This is a genomic window from Nocardioides sp. (assembly GCF_035429765.1).
Lineage (GTDB): Bacteria > Actinomycetota > Actinomycetes > Propionibacteriales > Nocardioidaceae > Nocardioides.
Genome location: NZ_DAOMFK010000018.1, coordinates 1 through 18314, shown reverse-complemented (window position 1 = coordinate 18314; position 18314 = coordinate 1). Strand labels below are relative to the sequence as shown.

Sequence of the window (18314 nt, the reverse complement as noted above, 5' to 3'; positions counted from 1 at the left end):
ACCTCCCGGGTGAGCTATCCGTCGACCTCGGCGAGCGGAGCGCCGGTCCGGCTGACCGGCCTGGTGCACCTGCCGCACTCCCCGCCACCGGCGGACGGCTGGCCGGTGGTGAGCTACGGCCACATGACCACCGGGGGCGCAGCGAGCGGCGCCCCCAGCACGGCCGCGCCCGGGCACCCCGAGTGGCGGCGGATCTCCCAGGGCGATGCGCTGTGCGAGCGGCTGCTGGCCCGCGGGGTCGCGGTGCTGCGTCCCGACTACGAGGGGTTGGGCAGCCCGGGCGTGCACCCCTACCTGATCGGCGACCCACTGGCGACGTCGGTGCTCGACATGGTCGCGGCCCGGCGCGACTTCGACCCACGGCTCGGGGACCGCTGGGTCAGCGCGGGACACTCCGAAGGATCGGTGGCCGCACTCTTCACCGCCCGGTCCGGACGAACGCGACCGCTGCCGCTGCGCGGCGTCGCCGCTTTCACCCCGGTCACGCGGATGGACCTCACCATCGGTGCCACCCGCAGACTGCCGGTCGTGCTGCCCGCGTGCGGGATCCTGTCGGCGCTGATCGCCCTGATGATCCGCGGCGCCACCACCGCCTCCGCCCGGGTGGCCGAGCTGGTCGGCGGGGGCGGGCTGAGCACCCGCGCCGAGGCGCTGTGGCCGCACCTGGACGAGCGCTGCGCCTCGGACCTGGCACAGCCGGACTCCTTCGGCGGACTGCCGCCTGCCGCCATCGGAGGTCGGCACGGGGGGGAGCTGTTCGGCGCGCTGTTCGAGGTGATGCGCGCCAACGAGGTGCGGGACCTGCACCTCGCCCCGGTGCCGGTGCGGATCGACGCGGGCTGGTTCGACGAGGTGGCGCCGGCCCCGCTCACCCGGCGACTGATGTCGGCGTACCGCACCCGCGGCGTCGACCTCACCACCTGCTGGTGGCCCAGCCATCACTCCGGCACCATGCAGGCCCGGCACGCGCCGAGCGCGGCCGCGGACTGGATCGTGGCCCGGCTCGCCGAGTAGCGGCCTCGACCCGCCCGGTCGCTCAGCGGCGCGCAGCCTCCACCAGCGCGGCGACCACCGCCAGCTGCTTGGGCTCGCTCGACCAGGTGTCCTCGGGATGCCACTGGACCCCCAGGAACCACCCGTCGTACCCGGACATCTCGACGGCCTCGACCACACCCTCCTCCGAGCGTGCGGTGACCGCCAGCCCCTCACCCAGACCCGCGATGCACTGGTGGTGGTAGCAGGAGACCTCCACCGACTCCCCCAGGATCGTCGAGGCCCTGGTGCCGTGGTCGACGGTCACGTGGTGCATGTGGTTGCGGTGGTGGGAGAGCTCGCTGTCGTGCTCGTCCATGTCCTGCACCAGCGTGCCGCCCTGCACCACGTTGACGACCTGGGTCCCCCGGCAGATGGACAGCAGCGGGACCCGGTGGCGCAGCGCGTGCCGGGCCACGGCCAGGTCGAAGGCGTCCTGCTCCTCGTCCACGTCGTAGAGGGTGTGGTGGTCGGACTGCCCGGCCCAGTGCGCGGCCAGGTCACCGCCGCCCGGCAGCAGCACGCCGTCGGCCCACCAGAGCCGCTCGGACACCTCGGCGTCGTCGGCCGTGCCGTCCGGGGCGTCCGGGTGGACCAGCAGCGGCTCACCGCCGCCGGCGTACACCGCCTCGACGAGGTTGCGCGAGGCGACCTCGGCACGGTGGCGCAGCGCCGAGGCGCTGGTGGAGAAGCGGGAAGGGATGGCAATGAGCGGCCGGCGGGCCATCGGGTCGGTCCTCGGTGTGAAGGCGGGTTGTGGTCAGTGCGCGGGCGGCTTCGGCTTGCGGATCCCCCGGAACTCCCAGTCGCCGCCCTGCGCGGTCGAGAGTACTTCCTCCGACTCGGTCGGCTGGGCACCGACGTCGTCGCGGACGGGGGTCGGCCCGGACACGATGTGGTTGCGCAGGGTGCCCAGCCCCTCCACCTCGACCTCGACGACGTCGCCGGGGTAGACGGTGCGCGAGATCGCCGGGGTCCCCGACAGCAGCAGGTCGCCGGGATGGAGGGTGATCGTGCGGGCGATGTCGGCGACGAGGTAGTGCATGTCCCACTCCATCTCGTCGGTGCTGCCGTCCTGCCTGACCTCCCCGTTGACCCTGGTCTGGATGCGCTTGCCGCGGAAGTCCCAGCCCTCCACCACGCCGGGGCCCACCGGGCACAGGGTGTCCGCGCCCTTGACGCGCAGCATCGAGCCGGAGTCGGTGTCGCGGAAGTCGTGCAGGCCGTAGTCGTTGGCCACGGTGAAGCCGCGGATGTAGTCGCCCGCCTCGGCCGGGGCGATGTTGCGGCAGGTCCGGCCGATGACGATGGCGATCTCGCCCTCGTAGTTCAGCCACTTGCAGCGCTCGGGCCGGACCACGGCGGCGTCGTGGGCGTTCAGGGCCGACACCGGCTTGTGGAAGTACGTCGGCGCCGGGGGCAGCGTCGTCATCATCTCCTCCACCCGCGACCGGTAGTTGAGGTGGACGCAGACGATCTTCGTCGGCGTCACCGGCGGCAGGTGGAGGGCGTCGGCGACGGCGACCTCGCGGCCGTCACCGGCGACCAGGGTGTCGCCGTGCCGGACGACGTCGACGGGGTTGCCGTCCAGCAGGATGCGGCGGGTCTCTCTCATGGTGTCCTTCTCAGCCGGCGGCGGTCAGGTCGGGGCCGGCCATCTGCCGGGTGTACTCCGGGTCCGGGGGCGTGGCGTGCGGGCGCGGGAAGCCGCCCTCGGGGCGGTCGAACCACAGGTGCACCTGCCCGGTGCCGATGGAGTTCTCGTAGTCGCCGTACTGCCGGGCGGTGGCGGTGCAGTCACCCTCGCCCACCGCGCCGGCCAGCATCAGGTAGTGGGCGAACATCGCCTCGGGCCGGTACCGCATGAAGTCGGGCATCGTGTCCAGCACCCGCGCGTGGTCGCCGGCCTTGAACCAGGCGATCCTGGCCAGGTCCGCGGCGTAGGCCTCGGGGGTGCGGATGTGCTCGGGGGCGGCCGCCTCGTGGTCGCGCAGCTGGCGCAGCTTCCAGAACGTGTGCGACAGCGCACCCGAGGCGATCAGCAGCACCTTGCGGTCGACCTCGGCGATGGCGTCCCCGAGCACCCGTCCGGCGCGCAGGAAGTCCTCGGTCTCCCCCGTCTGCGCCACGCTGACCGAGATCCAGCGCTTGTCCAGGCCCTCGCCGAGGTACTTCCACAGGTTGAGCGTGGCGTAGTACATCGGCAGGTACTGGTCGTCGATGGCCGTCATCCACGTGGAGTGCTTGGCGTCGAGCCGGTGCATCGCCCAGGCCAGCTCGGGGTCCCCGCGCCAGTCGTAGGGGATCCGGCACATGCCACGCGGCAGCTCCTCGGCGGTGAACAGTCCCGCCCGCCGGTCCTGGGCGGTGACGACGAACTCCACCGTGGTGAACCAGTGGGAGTCCAAGACGACGACCGTGTCGTAGTCGAGGGTCTCGAAGACGTCGCGGCGCAGCTGGTGCAGGGCCTCGACCAGGCTGAAGTCCGGGCCCCGGTTGAGCTCCCGCCGGGTCTCCTCCGGAAGCATGATCGTCGGCACGTGCGCCAGGATCCCGGCGCCGACCACCTCACCCATGGGTCACTCCCTCAACGCTCGGCGCGCCAGTCATGAGCTCCACCCGCTCGGCGCGAAGACGGTGTTCTTGATGTCGGTGTAGAAGTCGAAGGACCACACCCCGCCCTCGCGGCCGATGCCGGAGCGGCCGTTGCCGCCGAAGGGGGCGCCGAGGTCGCGCACGAAGAAGCAGTTGACCCACACGGTCCCGGCCTCCAGCGCCGCCGAGACCCGCTCGGCCCGCTCGGGGTCTCCAGTGACGAGGGTCGCGGCGAGGCCGAACCGGGTGTCGTTGGCCTTCACCACCGCCTCCTCCTCGGTCTCGAAGGACTCGATCGTGACGACCGGCCCGAAGACCTCCTCGGTGAGGATCTCCGAGCCCGGCTTCGCGTCGACCAGCACGGTGGGCCGGAAGAACAGCCCGCCGAGCTCGTCGTGGGGGCCGCCGCCCAGCAGCGGACGGGCGCCGTCGGCGATCGCCCGCTCCACGAACCCGCTGATCTGCTCGAAGTGGCGGCGCGTGATCAGCGCCGAGACGTCGGTCTCCTCGTCGCGAGGGTCCCCCTGCCGGAGCCTGGCCGCGCCCTCCACGACGCGCCGGGTGAACTCCTCGACGATCGAGGACTGCACCAGCATCCGGGCAGCCTTCAGGCAGACCTGCCCGGCGTTGTCGAACTGCTCGACCGCCAGGTCCACCGCCAGGTCCAGGTCGGCGTCGTCGAAGACCACCAGGGGCGACTTGCCGCCCAGCTCGAAGGACAGCGGCACGATGTTCGGTGCGGCCGCCGCGGCGATGACGCCGGCGGTGGGCACCGAGCCGGTGAAGGCCAGCCGGTTGAGCCCCGGGTGGGCGGTCAGCGGCGCCCCTGCCCCGATCCCGGTGCCCTGGACGACGTTGAACACCCCTGGCGGGACCCCCGCCTCCGCGGTGATGTCGGCCAGCAGGCTCGCGGTGAGCGGGGCCCACTCCGGCGGCTTGAGGATGACGGTGTTGCCGGCGGCCAGCGCCGGGCCGATCCGCCAGGTGGCCAGCATCAGCGGCGCGTTCCAGGGGGTGATCACGGCAACGACCCCGGCCGGGTCGTAGGTGACCCGCTCCCGGTGGCCGCGGACCTCCAGGTCCGGGTGCGCCAGCTGCTCGGCGTAGTCGGCGAAGAAGCGGAAGTTCATCGCCACCCGCGGCATCACGCCACGGCGGTGGCTGCGGATCAGCGAGCCGTTGTCGCGGGTCTCCACGCGCGAGAGGTCCTCCACCCGCGCCTCCACCCCGTCGGCGACGCGCCGCAGGATCGCCGAACGCTCCGCCACCGGCAGGGCCGCCCAGGCCGGAAACGCCGCCCGGGCGGCGGCGACCGCGCGGTCGACCTCCTCGGCACCGGCGGAGTGGACCTGAGCGAGCTCGGTCTCGTCGATCGGCGAGATGTCGGCGAAGGTGCTCTCGGAGGAGACCCGCTCCCCGCCGATCCAGTGTCGAAGGTCGACGCTGACGCCCTCGACCTCGGCGCTGACCGCGTGCTCCGCCATACCGCTCCTCTCCGAACTCGTTAGGGGCCAAACGTATTGGGTCACCTGCAGAGGGTCAAGGAAGGAGCGAATCCTCGAAACGGTGCTTGGCAAGGGGGCCGGGCGGCCTTATCGTACGGACCCAAACGGCCTCACCTGTGACCTGGCGCACCACGTCGCAGCCTCGGGAGGGCCGGTCGCGTCCGCCACCACCCTGGAGTCCTCCATGACCAACGCCGAGTCGAGCCAGACCTCGGATTCGATCGCCCGCCGGGACGAGCAGAAGCTCAAGCACGGGCGTCTGGGCGCCCTCGCCATCGCCTTCTTCGTGGTGTCCGCCGTGGCCCCGCTGACCGGCATGGCCGGTGGCGCGCCGTTCGCCATGCTGCTGGGCAACGGCGCCGGCGTCCCGGCCGCCTACCTGGTGGTCACCACGGTGATGCTCGTCTTCGCCGTGGGGTACGTCGCCATGGCGCGGCACCACACCTCGACGGGGGCCTTCTACTCCTACATCGCCCGGACGCTGGGCGGCCACGCGGGCGGTGCCGCGGCCTGGGTCGCGCTGCTGGGCTACAACACGATGCAGATCGGTCTCTACGGCCTGTGGGGCGTCATCTCCTCGGCGTTCCTGGCCGAGGCGTTCGGCTGGGACGTCCAGTGGTGGCTGCTCGCCTTCATCGCGCTCGCCATCATCGCGGTGCTCGGCTACCGGCAGATCGACCTGTCCCTGCGGGTCCTCGGCATCCTCGTCGCCTGCGAGTTCGCCATCGTGGCTCTCTTCGACCTGATGGTGCTGGTCAAGGGCGGCGGCCTCGGCGGCCCCAACGGGGAGCAGACGCTGAGCTTCTCGGCGTTCTCCTGGTCGGAGTTCTGGTCCGGCTCACCGGCCATCGGCCTGCTGTTCGCCGCGGCGTCGTTCGTCGGGTTCGAGGCGACCACGATCTACTCGGAGGAGGCCAAGACCCCGGAGCGCACGGTCCCGCGTGCGACGTACCTCGCGGTGCTGACGATCGGGATCTTCTTCATGATCACCTCGTGGCTGATGGTCAACGCCTACAGCGACAACCCGACCCTGGTGCCGTTCATCGGCGGTGACCCGTCGGTGAACGGGCTCCCGCAGCCCACGGACTTCCTGTTCGCGATGGCCGACCCCTACATCGGCAGCTTCATGACGAGCAAGGTGATGCTGTTCCTCTTCGCCACCTCGCTGTTCGCGGCGCTGCTGGCCTTCCACAACGCGGTGGCGCGGTACGCCTACGCCCTGGGCCGCGAGGGGCTGGTCCCCGAGACCCTGGGCCGCACCCACCAGGCGCACCTGTCCCCGCACATGGGGTCGATCAGCCAGAGCATCCTCGCCGCGGTCGTGGTCGGCTACTTCTGGCTCAGTGACAAGTCCCCGGACCTGCAGCTGTTCCCGTGGCTGACCCAGCTGGGCACCCTGGCGATCACCTACCTGATGGCGTTCTCCGCCATCGCCGTCGCGGTCTTCTTCGCGAGGAACCCCGGGCTCGAGCCGAGCAGGTGGCGCTCGACGATCGCGCCGATCCTCGCGGCGATCGGGCTGCTGGTGCTGTCGGTGTACGCCACGAGCCAGTTCAAGTTCGTCACCGGGGCGAGCACCGCCGTGACCACGTTCCTGGTCGGGCTGATCCCGGTCGCGGTGGTCATCGGCGCCATCTCGGCCGCCGCACTCAAGCGGCGCGAGCCGGAGGCGTTCGCCCAGATGGGCCGGCACCGCGGCATCCAGCTCCACGAGTAGCCGACCCGTCGCAGTTTTCCCGTCGACCCGTCGCTGTTTTCCCGCCGACCCGTCAGAGGACGGCGCCGGAGTCGGAGGGATCGCCGGGGCGCCGGCCGAGCCCCGAGCCCGGGCCACCCTGGGCAGCCCGCTGGCGCTGCCTGGCCACGCGCGGCATCGGCCACCGCTCCTGCAGGTAGGTCACCAACGGAGTGGCGGTGAACACCGAGGAGTAGGTGCCGATCGCGAGGCCGAGCAGGAGCGCGATCGCGAAGTCCTGCAACGAGTCGCCGCCGAGGAAGGCCAGCGCGGCCAGGATGAACATCGCTCCGAGACCGGTGTTCACCGTGCGTGGCATCGTCTCGACCGCGGCACGGTTGGCCACCTCGGTGAACGCCTCACCGCGCGAGGCGTGCCACCGCTCCCGGATCCGGTCGAACACCACGACGGTGTCGTTCACGGAGAGCCCGATGATCGTCATCGCGGCAGCGAGGAAGATCCCGTCGACCGGCTTGCCCAGCCAGGCGAAGACCCCGGTCACGATCAGTACGTCGTGGAACATCGCCAGCACGGCGGAGAGACCGAAGGTCCACTTGAACCGCACCGCCAGGTAGAGCATCTGCGCAACCAGGGCGATGCCGAAGGCGATCAGTGCCTTGTCCCGCAGCTCGGTCCCGAGCGAGGCGCCGATCTTCTCGTCACGCTCCAGGGTGGCACTGCCGCCCGCCTCGGCGAGGGCGTCCCGGATCGAGGCGGCCTCGTCGTCGCTGATCTGCCCCACCCGGACCGAGATCTTGTCCTGGTCGGACTCTTGCACGGTGGCCTCGGGGAACCCCGCGTCCGCCACCGCGGTGCGGGCCTGGTCAGCCGAGAGCCGGTCCGTCGTGGAGTACTCCAGCACTCGGCCGCCGGTGAACTCCACACCCAGGTTGAGCCCCTGGGACACGATGCCGCCGACGGCGAGGACCAGTGCCGCGCCGGAGATGCCCAGCCACAGCCGGCGTCGTGACATCAGGTCGGGGCGCCTCTCCTCCAGCCAGGTGCGCACCCGGCCCACGGTGGCGATCCCGGTGATCCGCGGGCGGCGGGCCACCGCCGGGACCGAGACGCCCAGCTCGGTCAGCACCCGCGCGATCACCAGCGCCGAGATCATCGAGGCGAGCACACCGATGGACAGGGTGACCCCGAACCCCTTGATCGGCCCGGAGCCGAGGAAGAACAGCAGCGCCGCGGCGAGCAGCGTCGTCACGTTGGAGTCCAGGATCGCCGACCAGGCCTTGTTGAACCCGGTGGTCAGCGCGCGGCGCAGGCCGGCCCGCGGGGCCGCGGCGTACTCCTCCCGGGCGCGTTCGAAGACCAGCACGTTGGCGTCGATGGCCAAGCCGATCGCCAGCACGAACCCGGCCAGCCCCGGCAACGTGAGGGTGGAGCCCAGGCCGACCAGCATGCCGTAGGCGAGCAGGGCGTACGACGCCAGCGCCACCGTCGCGAGCAGCCCGACCAGCCGGTAGACGGCGGCGATGAAGAGCCCGGTGAGCAGCAGCCCGAGGACCGCGGCCTTCCACGACGCCTCGATGGCCGCCTTGCCGAGGGTGGGCCCGACCGTGCGCTGCTCGATGACCTCGACCGGGAGCGGCAGCGCGCCTCCCTCGATCAGCACCGCGAGCTCGTCGGCCTCCTCGAAGGTGAACCCGCCGGTGATCTCGGTGGCGTTCCCACCGATCCCGACCCCGCACGCCACGGAGGAGGCGACGGGCGGTGAGGAGATGACGGCACCGTCCAGCACGATCGCGACCCGCCGACGGTCGTCCTGGTGGCAGGCGGCCTCGGCCGTCATCGTCCGCCAGGCGGAGCCGCCCTCCTTGTCGAAGTCGATCGAGACCGTCCAGTCCGCTCCTCTGGTGGGGTCGTTCTGTGCGTCGGCGGACTTCACCTGTGACCCGTCGACGACGGCCGGCCCGACCTCCAGGAAGCCCCCCTGGTCCTGGTCGGCCAGCACCAGGTTGCCCTTCTGCGAGGGGTCGGCGTCCGCCTGCGCCACCGCGCGCAGCACCGGGTGGATGGTCAGCTGGGCGGTGCGGCCGATGGTCTCCACCGCCTGCCGCGGATCCTGCACGTCGGGCAGCTCGACGATGATCCGGTTCTCCCCGGCGCGGGTCAGCGTGGGCTCGGCGATGCCGAGGGCGTCGACCCGGCCGCGGAGCACCTCGATCGCGCGGTCGGTGGCCTCGGCGTCGGCCTGGACCCGGTCGCTGTCCTTGGCCTGGAGGGTGATCTGGGTGCCGCCCCGGAGGTCCAGTCCCAGCCGCGGCTCCCGGGTCAGCGCCAGCGCCAGGCAGCCGCCGAGCAGGCCCAGCACGAGGAGCAACCGGACCAGCACCGCGCGAGACATGCGCCCCATGCTCTCCCAGACGTTGACCCGGCTCAAATCGCCCGGCGGCCACCCTTCGGGCCGCTTCGGAGACAGTCCGCCGCGAAAATCATCATTTCGGGCTCGACAATGGTGAGAATCGCGGCGGACTATCTGGATCTGGCCGGGGGCGAGGGGCTCCGCCCCGGCGGTACGACGTCCTCGGCGCAGGATCGCAACGAAATCGGTACCCACGAGGTCGTTGTGCAAGGGAATCCGCTGACCTAGGGTGCTGCCCACACCCCACCGACCGGACGAAGGAGACGTCAGACCCCGTGAGTGAGCCAGCCACTCCGGCCATCCGTCTCGAGGGGATCGCCAAGCACTTCGGTCCGGTCACCGCCGTGGACGGCGTCGACCTGGCCATCGAGGACGGCGAGTTCTTCTCCATGCTCGGCCCCTCCGGGTCGGGCAAGACCACCGTGCTGCGCATGGTCGCGGGCTTCGAGGCGCCCACGGCGGGCCGGATCCTGCTCGGCGGCCAGGACGTCACCGGCCGGCCGCCGCACGCCCGCGACGTGAACACGGTGTTCCAGGACTACGCGCTCTTCCCGCACATGGACGTCCAGGCGAACGTCGAGTACGGGCTGCGGGTCAAGAAGGTCCCCAAGGCCGAGCGTCGCGAGCGGGCGCTCGCCGCGCTAGAGACGGTGCGGCTGGCGGGGTACGCCGAGCGGCGGCCCGGCCAGCTCTCGGGAGGCCAGCGGCAGCGGGTGGCGCTGGCCCGGGCCCTGGTCAACCGGCCGAAGGTGCTGCTCCTCGACGAGCCCCTGGGTGCCCTGGACCTCAAGCTGCGGCGCGAGATGCAGCTGGAGCTGAAGCAGATCCAGCGCGAGGTCGGGATCACGTTCGTGTTCGTGACCCACGACCAGGAGGAGGCGCTCACCATGAGCGACCGGATCGCGGTCTTCAACGAGGGCCGGGTCCAGCAGGTCGACACCCCGGCCCGGCTCTACGAGGCGCCGGCGACCGACTTCGTGGCCGGGTTCGTCGGCACCTCCAACCTGCTCACCGGGGCCTCCGCCCGCGCCGTGCTCGGGCGCGACGGCACGTTCAGCATCCGCCCGGAGAAGATCCACTTCGGCAGCGACGGCGAGTTCGGTGACGAGCCGGTCCGGGCGCGCGGGGTGGTGGCGGCCGTGGTCTACCTGGGGCCGGTCAACCACTACCTCGTCGAGCTGGAGGGCGGCGCCACGCTGACCGTGCTGCGGCAGAACCTGCACGGCACCGCCGACCAGGCGCTCAGCCGGCGCGGCGAGCGCGTGGAGCTCGCCTGGGCCGACGAGCACGTCATCGACCTCAGCTCGGGAGGAACCCCCCGGGGTGGCGACGGCGCCGCCCCGGGGCCAGCATCGGCGCCCGCGCCGACACCGATGAAGGAGAACACATGAGAAGGACCCGACTGACCCGGGCCGCCGCCACGGGTGCGGTCCTGGCCCTGGCGCTGGTCGCCTGCGGCACCGACTCGGGGAGCAGCGGCTCCTCGAGCGGTGAGGAGGGGGCCAGCGGATTCACCCCGCCGGACCTGCCGATGGCCGACTCGCTGGGCGACAACGAGGGCACGCTCAGCGTGCTCGCCTGGCCGGGCTACGCCGAGGACGGCTCGACGGACCCGAAGGTCGACTGGGTGACGCCGTTCGAGGAGGCGACCGGCTGCCAGGTCGACGTCAAGGTCTTCGGGACCTCCGACGAGGCGGTCAACCTGATGAACTCCGGGGAGTACGACGTGGTGTCGGCCTCCGGTGACGCCTCGCTGCGGCTGATCGCCAGCGGCGCGGTCGAGCCGGTCAACACCGACCTGGTGCCGAACTACGCCGACGTGTGGGGCTTCCTCAAGGTCCGGCCGTGGAACTCGGTGAACGGCCAGATGTACGGCGTGCCCCACGGCTACGGCGCGAACCTGCTCATGTACAACACCGACGTGGTCAAGCCGGCCCCCACCAGCTGGGGCGCGGTCTTCGACGGGGCCGCCGACTACTCGGGCAAGGTCACGTCGTACGACTCCCCGATCTACATCGCCGACGCGGCGCTGTACCTGATGAAGACCCAGCCGGACCTGGGCATCAAGGACCCCTACGCACTGGACGAGGACCAGCTGAAGGCCGCGGTCGACCTGCTCAAGGAGCAGAACAAGCACGTGGGTGAGTACTGGTCGGACTACCTCAAGCAGATCCAGGCGTTCACCAACGGCGACTCGGTGATCGGGACCAGCTGGCAGGTCATCGTGAACCTCGCCCAGGCCGACAAGGTCCCGGTCGAGGCGATCCTGCCGGAGGAGGGTGCCACCGGCTGGTCGGACACCTGGATGGTCAGCTCGAAGACCGAGCACCGCAACTGCGCCTACGCCTGGCTCGACCACATCATCAGCCCCGAGGCGAACGCCCAGGTCGCGGAGTGGTTCGGCGAGGCTCCGTCCAACGCGAAGGCCTGCGACCTGACCAGCGAGGGCTTCTGCGAGTCCTACCACGCCGGTGACGAGGCCTACGCCGAGCAGATCCACTACTGGACCACGCCGATCGAGCAGTGCCTGGACGGGCGCACCGATGTGAAGTGCACCACCTACCAGGACTGGCAGACGGCCTGGACGGAGATCAAGGGCTGACCCTTGGCAGGTTCACGACGGCACCCCCGGCTGCAGCTCGGCCTCCTTCTCGGACCGCCGATGCTGTGGCTGGGGGTGCTCTACCTCGGGGCGCTGGCCGCGCTGTTCCTCACCTCGCTGTGGACGGTCGGCCCCTACGGCCAGGGCATCCAGCGCACCTGGACGCTGGAGAACTACCGCGAGCTGTTCACCGTCGACGTCTACCGCACGATCACCGCGCGCACCCTGCTCACCGCGGTCGCGGTGACGCTGATCGACGCGGTGCTGGCGCTGCCGATCGCGCTGTACATGGGCAAGGTGGCCTCGGTACGCCGGCAGCGGCTGATGGTGGTCCTGGTCCTCACGCCGCTGTGGGCGTCGTACCTGGTCAAGACCTACGCGTGGCGCGGCATGTTCTCCTCCTCCGGCCCGGTGGCCTGGCTGCTCGAGCCGTTCGGGCTGGGGACGCCGGGCTACGGGCTGGTCGCGACGGTGGTCACCTTGTCCTACCTGTGGCTGCCCTACATGATCCTGCCGATGTACGCCGGCCTCGAGCGGCTGCCGGACTCGCTGCTCGAGGCGTCGGCGGACCTCGGCGCCTCCACCGCGATGACGATGCGGCGGATCGTGCTCCCGGTGCTGTTCCCGGCGTTCGTGGCGGGCTCGATCTTCACCTTCTCGCTCACCCTGGGTGACTACATCGCCGTCAAGATCGTCGGCGGCACCAACCAGATGCTCGGCAACGTGGTCTACGACAGCTTCCTCACCGGCAACAACATGCCGTTCGCGGCGGCGGTGTCGACGATCCCGGTCGTGATCATGCTGGTGTACCTCACTGCGGTCCGCCGCACCGGCGCCCTGGAGAACCTGTGACCCTCACGCGATCGGCGCGCTGGCTGCTGGGCGGGCTCACCCTGCTCGTGCTGGCGTTCATCTACGCCCCGCTGGCGCTGGTGGTGCTGAACTCGTTCAACACCTCCAACACCTTCGCCTGGCCGCCGACCGGGTTCACCACCGAGTGGTGGGCGGCGGCCTGGCGTTCCCCCGGGGCCCGCTCGTCGATCCTGGTGTCGGTGGAGGTGGCGCTGGTGGCCACCACGATCGCCCTGGTGCTGGGGACGATGGCGGCGCTGGCGCTGAGCCGGTTCTCCTTCTTCGGCCGCGACACGGTCTCGCTGCTGATCATCCTGCCGATCGCGCTGCCGGGCGTGGTCACCGGTATCGCCCTGGCCAACGTGTTCCTCACCATGTTCGGGATCAAGCTGGGCTTCCTGACGCTGATCGTCTCCCACGGCACGTTCTGCATCGTCACGGTGTTCAACAACGCGATCGCCCGGCTGCGCCGGATGGGCGGGAACCTCGAGGAGGCCTCCGCCGACCTGGGTGCCGGCTGGTTCACCACGTTCCGGCTGGTGACCCTGCCGATGCTGCGCTCGGCGCTGCTGGCCGGGGCGCTGCTCGCCTTCGCACTGAGCTTCGACGAGATCATCGTGACCACCTTCACCGCCGGTCAGGGGATCCAGACCCTGCCGATCTGGATCCTGCAGAACCTGTTCCGGCCCAACCAGGCGCCGGTGGTCAACGTGGTCGCCGCGGTCCTGATCGTGCTGTCGGTCATCCCGGTGTGGCTGTCGCAGAGGCTCGCGGGCGGCGGCGAGTCGCTGGCCGCCGGCGCCCGCTGAGCGTCGGCGTCAGCTGACGGCGTACGCCGCGAGGTCGCCGGCCAGGTCGGCGTGCGCGCGGCCGCGCACCAGGGTGCCCTCGGCGGTGTGCTCCAGGGAGGCGATCTCCCCCTGCTGGTGCAGCCGGTTGATCAGGTCGCCGCGCTCGTAGGGCACCAGGGCGGCGAAGGCGACCCCCGGCCGGGGCAGCTCGCCCTCGACGAGGGCCCGGGCCTCGGCGATGCCCTCGCCGGTGCGTGCGGAGACCACCACCGAGTGGGGCTCGCGCTGCCGCAGCCGGGCCAGCACCATCGGGTCGGCGAGGTCGGCCTTGTTGATCACGATGAGCTCGGGAACCTTGTCGGCGCCGATCTCGGCGAAGACCTCGCGCACGGCGGCGATCTGCCCCTCGGGGTCCGGGTGCGACCCGTCGACGACGTGCAGGACGAGGTCGGAGTCGGTGACCTCCTCCAGCGTGGAGCGGAACGCCTCCACCAGCTGGTGGGGCAGGTGCCGGACGAAGCCGACGGTGTCGGACATCGTGTAGACCCGGCCGTCGGCGGTCGTGGTCCGCCGGGTGGTCGGGTCCAGCGTCGCGAACAGCGCGTCCTCCACCAGCACCCCGGCGCCGGTGAGCCGGTTGAGCAGCGAGGACTTCCCCGCGTTGGTGTAGCCGGCGATCGCCACGCTGGGCACCTGGTGGCGGCGCCGCTCCTGGCGCTTGGTGTCGCGGGTGCCCTTCATCGCGGCGAGCTCGCGGCGGAGCTTGGCGATCTTGGTGTTGATCCGTCGCCGGTCGGTCTCGATCTTCGTCTCACCGGGGCCGCGGCCACCGATCCCGGCCCCGCCGGCCACGCGGCCGCCGACCTGCCGCGAGAGGCTGCCACCCCAGCCGCGCAGCCGCTGCTTCATGTACGACAGCTGGGCCAGCTCGACCTGCGCCTGGCCCTCCTTGGACTTCGCGTGCTGGGCGAAGATGTCGAGGATGAGTGCCGTCCGGTCGACCACCTTGACCTTGAGCCGGTCCTCGAGGTTGCGCAGCTGTGACGGCGCGAGCTCACCGTCGCAGATCACCGTGTCGGCCCCGGTGGCCGCGACGATCTCGCGCAGCCCCTCGGTCTTGCCGCGACCGATGTAGGTCGCCGGGTCCGGCCGCTGCCGCCGCTGGTAGACGGCGTCGAGGACCTCCGAGCCCGCGGTCTCGGCGAGCAGGGCGAGCTCGGCGAGGGAGTTCTCGGCGTCGGTGACGGTGCCCTCGGTCCACACCCCGACCAGGACCACCCGCTCGAGCCGCAGCTGGCGGTACTCGACCTCGGAGATGTCCTCGAGCTCGGTGTGCAGCCCGGCGACCCGGCGCAGGGCGTGGCGCTCGGCGAGGTCGAGGTCGCCGGTGGTCTCCTCGGGGTCGGGCCCCTCGGCATCCGCGGGCTCCTCGGCGTAGCCGGACTCCCAGCCCTCGTCGTCGGTCGGCTCCTCCTCCCAGCCGCGGGTCGCGGCCAGCTCGGAGCTCAGGTCGAAGTCAGGTGCGTTCGTCATACGGTGTCAAGGGTAGGTCGCCCGGAGGGTCGACGCGACCCGATATCGCGGCGCTAGGTTGGGTCGGTGACCACACAGCTCCCCGACCGGGCCCGCGTCGTCGTCATCGGAGGGGGTGTGATCGGCTGCTCGATCGCCTACCACCTGGCCCACGCCGGCTGGACCGACGTGGTGCTGCTGGAGCGGGACCGGCTCACCTCGGGCACCACCTGGCACGCCGCCGGGCTGATGACCTGCTTCGGCTCCACCTCGGAGACCTCCACCGCGATCCGGCTCTACTCCCGCGACCTGTACTCGCGGCTCGAGGCCGAGACCGGCCAGGCCACCGGCTTCCGGCCGGTGGGGCTGATCGAGGCGGCCGCAGACCGGGACCGGCTCGAGGAGTACCGCCGGGTCGCGGCGTTCCAGCGCCACCTGGGCCTGGAGGTGCACGAGATCCCTCCCGCCGAGATCGCCGAGCGGTTCCCCTGGGCGCGCACCGACGACCTGCTCGCCGGCTTCTGGGTGCCCGGTGACGGGCGGGTCAACCCGGTCGACCTCACCACCGCCCTGGCCAAGGGCGCCAAGCAGCTCGGCGTCCGTGTCGTCGAGGGGGTCGCGGTCACCGACGTCCTCGCCCCGGCCGGGCAGGTGACCGGGGTCCGGGTCGCCACGGGCGAGACCGTCGGGTGCGAGTACGTCGTCAACTGCGCCGGCATGTGGGCGCGTGAGCTCGGCGCGCGCAACGGCCTGGTGGTCCCCAACCAGGCCGCGGAGCACTACTACCTGATCACCGACACGATCGAGGGGATCGACCCGGACGCCCCGATCTTCGAGGACCCCTCCTCCTACGGGTACTACCGCGAGGAGGGCGGCGGGATGATGGTGGGGCTGTTCGAGCCGCAGGCGGCGCCGTGGCGGGTGGAGGGTGTCCCCGCCGACTTCTCCTTCGGCCAGATCCCGCCGGACTGGGACCGGATGGGTCCGTTCCTGGAGAAGGCCATGGCGCGGGTGCCGGTGACCCTCGAGGTCGGGGTGCGGACCTTCTTCTGCGGTCCGGAGTCGTTCACCCCCGACCTCGCCCCCGCCGTCGGCGAGGCCCCCGGCGTGCGCGGCTACTTCGTCGCCGCCGGCATGAACTCGGTGGGGGTGCTGTCCGCCGGCGGCCTGGGCCGGGTGGTGGCCCACTGGATCACGACCGGACGACCCGACGTCGACGTGACCGGCTTCAACGTCGACCGGTTCCGCCCCTACCAGGCCGACGACGGCTACCGCGCGGCCCGGACCACCGAGATCCTCGGCACCGTCTACGCCGCCCACACCCCGGGCACCCAGCTCCGCACGGCCCGCGACCGCCTGCTGTCCCCGGTGCACGACCGCCTGGTCGCCCAGGGCGGCTACCTGCGCGAGGTGTCCGGCTGGGAGGGCGCCGACTGGTTCGCCGGCGCCGGCGCCCGGCCCACCGCCACCCCGACCTGGGGCCGTGCCCCGTGGTTCACGCAGTGGGAGGCCGAGCACCGGGCGGTGCGTGAGGCGGCGGGCCTGATGGACATGTCGTTCATGGCCAAGCTGCGGGTCCGCGGGCCGGGCGCCGGCGTCGCCCTGGATCGGGTCTCCGCCGGCGCCGTCGACGGCCCTGCCGAGACCATCACCTACACCCAGTGGCTCGACGAGGGGGGTCGGATCGAGGCCGACCTCACCGTGACCAAGCTGGCCGAGGACGACTTCTGGGTGGTCGCCTCCGACACCGCCCACGGCCACGTGCTGGCCTGGCTCGCCCGGAACGGGTTCGACGGACGGGGGCTCGACGAGCCGGGCACCGGGCCGGGTGTCACCGACGTGACCGCAGACTTCGCCCAGCTCAACGTGCAGGGCCCGGGCTCGCGCGACGTGCTCGCGGCCCTCACCGACGCCGACCTGTCGACCGCCGCCTTCCCGTTCCGCACCGCCCGGTGGATCGAGGTCGCCGGGGTGCGGGTGCTCTGCGCCCGGATCACCTACCTGGGCGAGCTGGGCTATGAGCTGTACGTGCCGGCCGGGTCGGCGGCGCGGGTGTACGACGCCCTCGGCGCCGCGGGCGCGGCGTACGGGCTGCGTCCGGTGGGCCTCAAGGCGTTGGCCTCGCTGCGGATGGAGAAGGCCTACCGCGACTTCGGCCACGACATCGACAACACCGACTGCCCGCTCGAGGTAGGGCTGGGCTTCGCGCTGGCGCTGGACAAGCCGGGCGGGTTCGTCGGCCACGAGGCGGTCCTGGAGCGCAGGCAGGCCCACGCGGCAGCCGGCGGGATGCCGCAGCGGCTGGTGCAGCTGCGGCTGCTCGACCCCGAGCCGCTGCTCTACCACGCCGAGGTGGTGCACCGGGACGGGATCCCTGTGGGCTACGTGCGCGCGGCGTCGTACGGCTGGACGCTGGGCTCGGCGGTGGGCCTGGCGATGGTGCACGGGCAGGGTGCGCCGGTGACGCCGGACTGGCTGGCCGCGGGCAGCTGGGAGGTCGACGTGGCCGGGGTTCGGCACGCGGCCGAGGTCTCGCTCCGACCGATGTACGACCCCACCTCGGCCCGGGTCCGCGCCTGACCCTCAGCCCCGCGGGACGTCATCCGGAGGGAGCCGACGTCTGCTCTGTTCCCATGACGTCCTGGGAGTTCACTTGGGCGGCATCCGGATGCCGCCGTCGACGCGGACGGTCTCGCCGTTCATGTAGGAGTTCGTGAGGCACTCGAGCACCATCGACGCGAGCTCCTCGGGCCGGCCGAGCCTGCGCGGGAAGAGCACGCTCTCGCCGAGCTTGGCCTTGAACTCCTCGGGGTCCGGGGCGAAGTCGTAGATCGGCGTGTCGACCAGCCCCGGCGCCACGGTGTTCAGCCGGATCCCCGCAGCGGCGAGGTCGCGGGCGACCGGGAGGGTCATCCCGACGATGCCGCCCTTGGACGCGGCGTACGCCGCCTGCCCGATCTGGCCGTCGAACGCGGCGACCGAGGCGATGGCGACGATCGCTCCCCGCTCCCCGGAGTCGGTCGGCTCCAGCCGGCTCATCGCCGTGGCGGCGAGCCGGATGGCGTCGAAGGTGCCCACGAGGTTGATGGCGATCACCCGGCTGAACGCCGCCAAGTCGTGCGCGGAGCCGAACTCCCCGTCGCGGCCGATGGTGCGCTGCGCCGAGCCGATGCCCGCCGAGCTGACCAGCACCCGCAGCGCGCCGAGCTCGGCGGCCCGCTCCACCGCCGTCCGAAGCTGGTCGGTCGAGGTCACGTCGACCGAGACGAAGGCGCCCCCGATCTCGTCGGCCAGGGCCTGTCCCCGGTCGGCCTGCAGG

Annotated in this window: 14 protein-coding genes; 7 read left to right on the top strand and 7 right to left on the bottom strand. The window is 71.7% G+C overall.

Annotated elements, in window-relative coordinates:
- Positions 1 to 9: 9 nt before the first annotated feature.
- Positions 10 to 1014, top strand: a complete 1005-nt coding sequence (locus PLP61_RS03540; protein ID WP_324500414.1) for an alpha/beta hydrolase — start codon at positions 10 to 12, stop codon at positions 1012 to 1014.
- 22 nt (positions 1015 to 1036) lie between these two features.
- Here PLP61_RS03540 and PLP61_RS03535 read toward each other — a convergent pair whose 3' ends face one another.
- From PLP61_RS03535 to PLP61_RS03520, 4 genes are read right to left on the bottom strand one after another with little or no spacing between them, the layout of a single operon-like run.
- On the bottom strand, positions 1037 to 1759 hold the full coding sequence (locus tag PLP61_RS03535) for a gamma-glutamyl-gamma-aminobutyrate hydrolase family protein (RefSeq protein WP_324500412.1): 723 nt from the start codon (positions 1757 to 1759) through the stop codon (positions 1037 to 1039).
- 33 nt (positions 1760 to 1792) lie between these two features.
- On the bottom strand, positions 1793 to 2647 hold the full coding sequence (locus PLP61_RS03530; RefSeq protein WP_324500410.1) for a fumarylacetoacetate hydrolase family protein: 855 nt from the start codon (positions 2645 to 2647) through the stop codon (positions 1793 to 1795).
- A gap of 10 nt (positions 2648 to 2657) precedes the next feature.
- Positions 2658 to 3608: a DODA-type extradiol aromatic ring-opening family dioxygenase gene (locus PLP61_RS03525; protein ID WP_324500408.1), complete on the bottom strand. Its 951-nt coding sequence runs from the start codon at positions 3606 to 3608 to the stop codon at positions 2658 to 2660.
- A 30-nt stretch (positions 3609 to 3638) separates the two neighbouring features.
- Positions 3639 to 5111 (bottom strand): aldehyde dehydrogenase family protein, encoded by a 1473-nt coding sequence (locus tag PLP61_RS03520; protein WP_324500406.1) that lies wholly within the window; start codon positions 5109 to 5111, stop codon positions 3639 to 3641.
- A gap of 205 nt (positions 5112 to 5316) precedes the next feature.
- Between PLP61_RS03520 and PLP61_RS03515 the strand changes: the two genes are divergently transcribed.
- Positions 5317 to 6849 carry an APC family permease gene (locus tag PLP61_RS03515; protein ID WP_324500403.1) on the top strand — a complete coding sequence of 511 codons (1533 nt, stop codon included), beginning with the start codon at positions 5317 to 5319 and terminating at the stop codon, positions 6847 to 6849.
- 52 nt (positions 6850 to 6901) lie between these two features.
- On the opposite strand, the gene secD is transcribed toward PLP61_RS03515, so the two are convergent.
- Complete coding sequence (gene secD / locus PLP61_RS03510) at positions 6902 to 9220, bottom strand: protein translocase subunit SecD (protein WP_324500401.1); 2319 nt, start codon at positions 9218 to 9220, stop codon at positions 6902 to 6904.
- 293 nt (positions 9221 to 9513) lie between these two features.
- Between secD and PLP61_RS03505 the strand changes: the two genes are divergently transcribed.
- From PLP61_RS03505 to PLP61_RS03490, 4 genes are read left to right on the top strand one after another with little or no spacing between them, the layout of a single operon-like run.
- Entirely contained in the window at positions 9514 to 10629 is a 1116-nt protein-coding gene (locus PLP61_RS03505) for an ABC transporter ATP-binding protein (RefSeq protein ID WP_324500399.1), read from the top strand.
- A complete protein-coding gene (locus PLP61_RS03500) occupies positions 10626 to 11840 on the top strand; it encodes an ABC transporter substrate-binding protein (RefSeq protein ID WP_324500397.1) in 1215 nt (404 codons plus the stop codon). Before PLP61_RS03505 ends, PLP61_RS03500 begins: the two co-directional genes overlap by 4 nt.
- A gap of 3 nt (positions 11841 to 11843) precedes the next feature.
- Positions 11844 to 12692, top strand: coding sequence for an ABC transporter permease (locus tag PLP61_RS03495; protein WP_324500395.1), 849 nt, complete (start codon positions 11844 to 11846; stop codon positions 12690 to 12692).
- Positions 12689 to 13501: an ABC transporter permease gene (locus PLP61_RS03490; RefSeq protein WP_324500393.1), complete on the top strand. Its 813-nt coding sequence runs from the start codon at positions 12689 to 12691 to the stop codon at positions 13499 to 13501. Before PLP61_RS03495 ends, PLP61_RS03490 begins: the two co-directional genes overlap by 4 nt.
- A gap of 9 nt (positions 13502 to 13510) precedes the next feature.
- Here PLP61_RS03490 and hflX read toward each other — a convergent pair whose 3' ends face one another.
- Positions 13511 to 15016, bottom strand: a complete 1506-nt coding sequence (gene hflX / locus PLP61_RS03485; protein WP_324500391.1) for a GTPase HflX — start codon at positions 15014 to 15016, stop codon at positions 13511 to 13513.
- A 66-nt stretch (positions 15017 to 15082) separates the two neighbouring features.
- On the opposite strand from hflX, the gene PLP61_RS03480 reads away from it, so the two are divergent.
- On the top strand, positions 15083 to 17575 hold the full coding sequence (locus PLP61_RS03480; protein ID WP_324500390.1) for a GcvT family protein: 2493 nt from the start codon (positions 15083 to 15085) through the stop codon (positions 17573 to 17575).
- Positions 17576 to 17644: 69 nt separating this feature from the next.
- On the opposite strand, the gene PLP61_RS03475 is transcribed toward PLP61_RS03480, so the two are convergent.
- Positions 17645 to 18314 (bottom strand): SDR family oxidoreductase (locus tag PLP61_RS03475; RefSeq protein ID WP_324500388.1); only part of this gene is annotated, 670 nt, incomplete at its 5' end.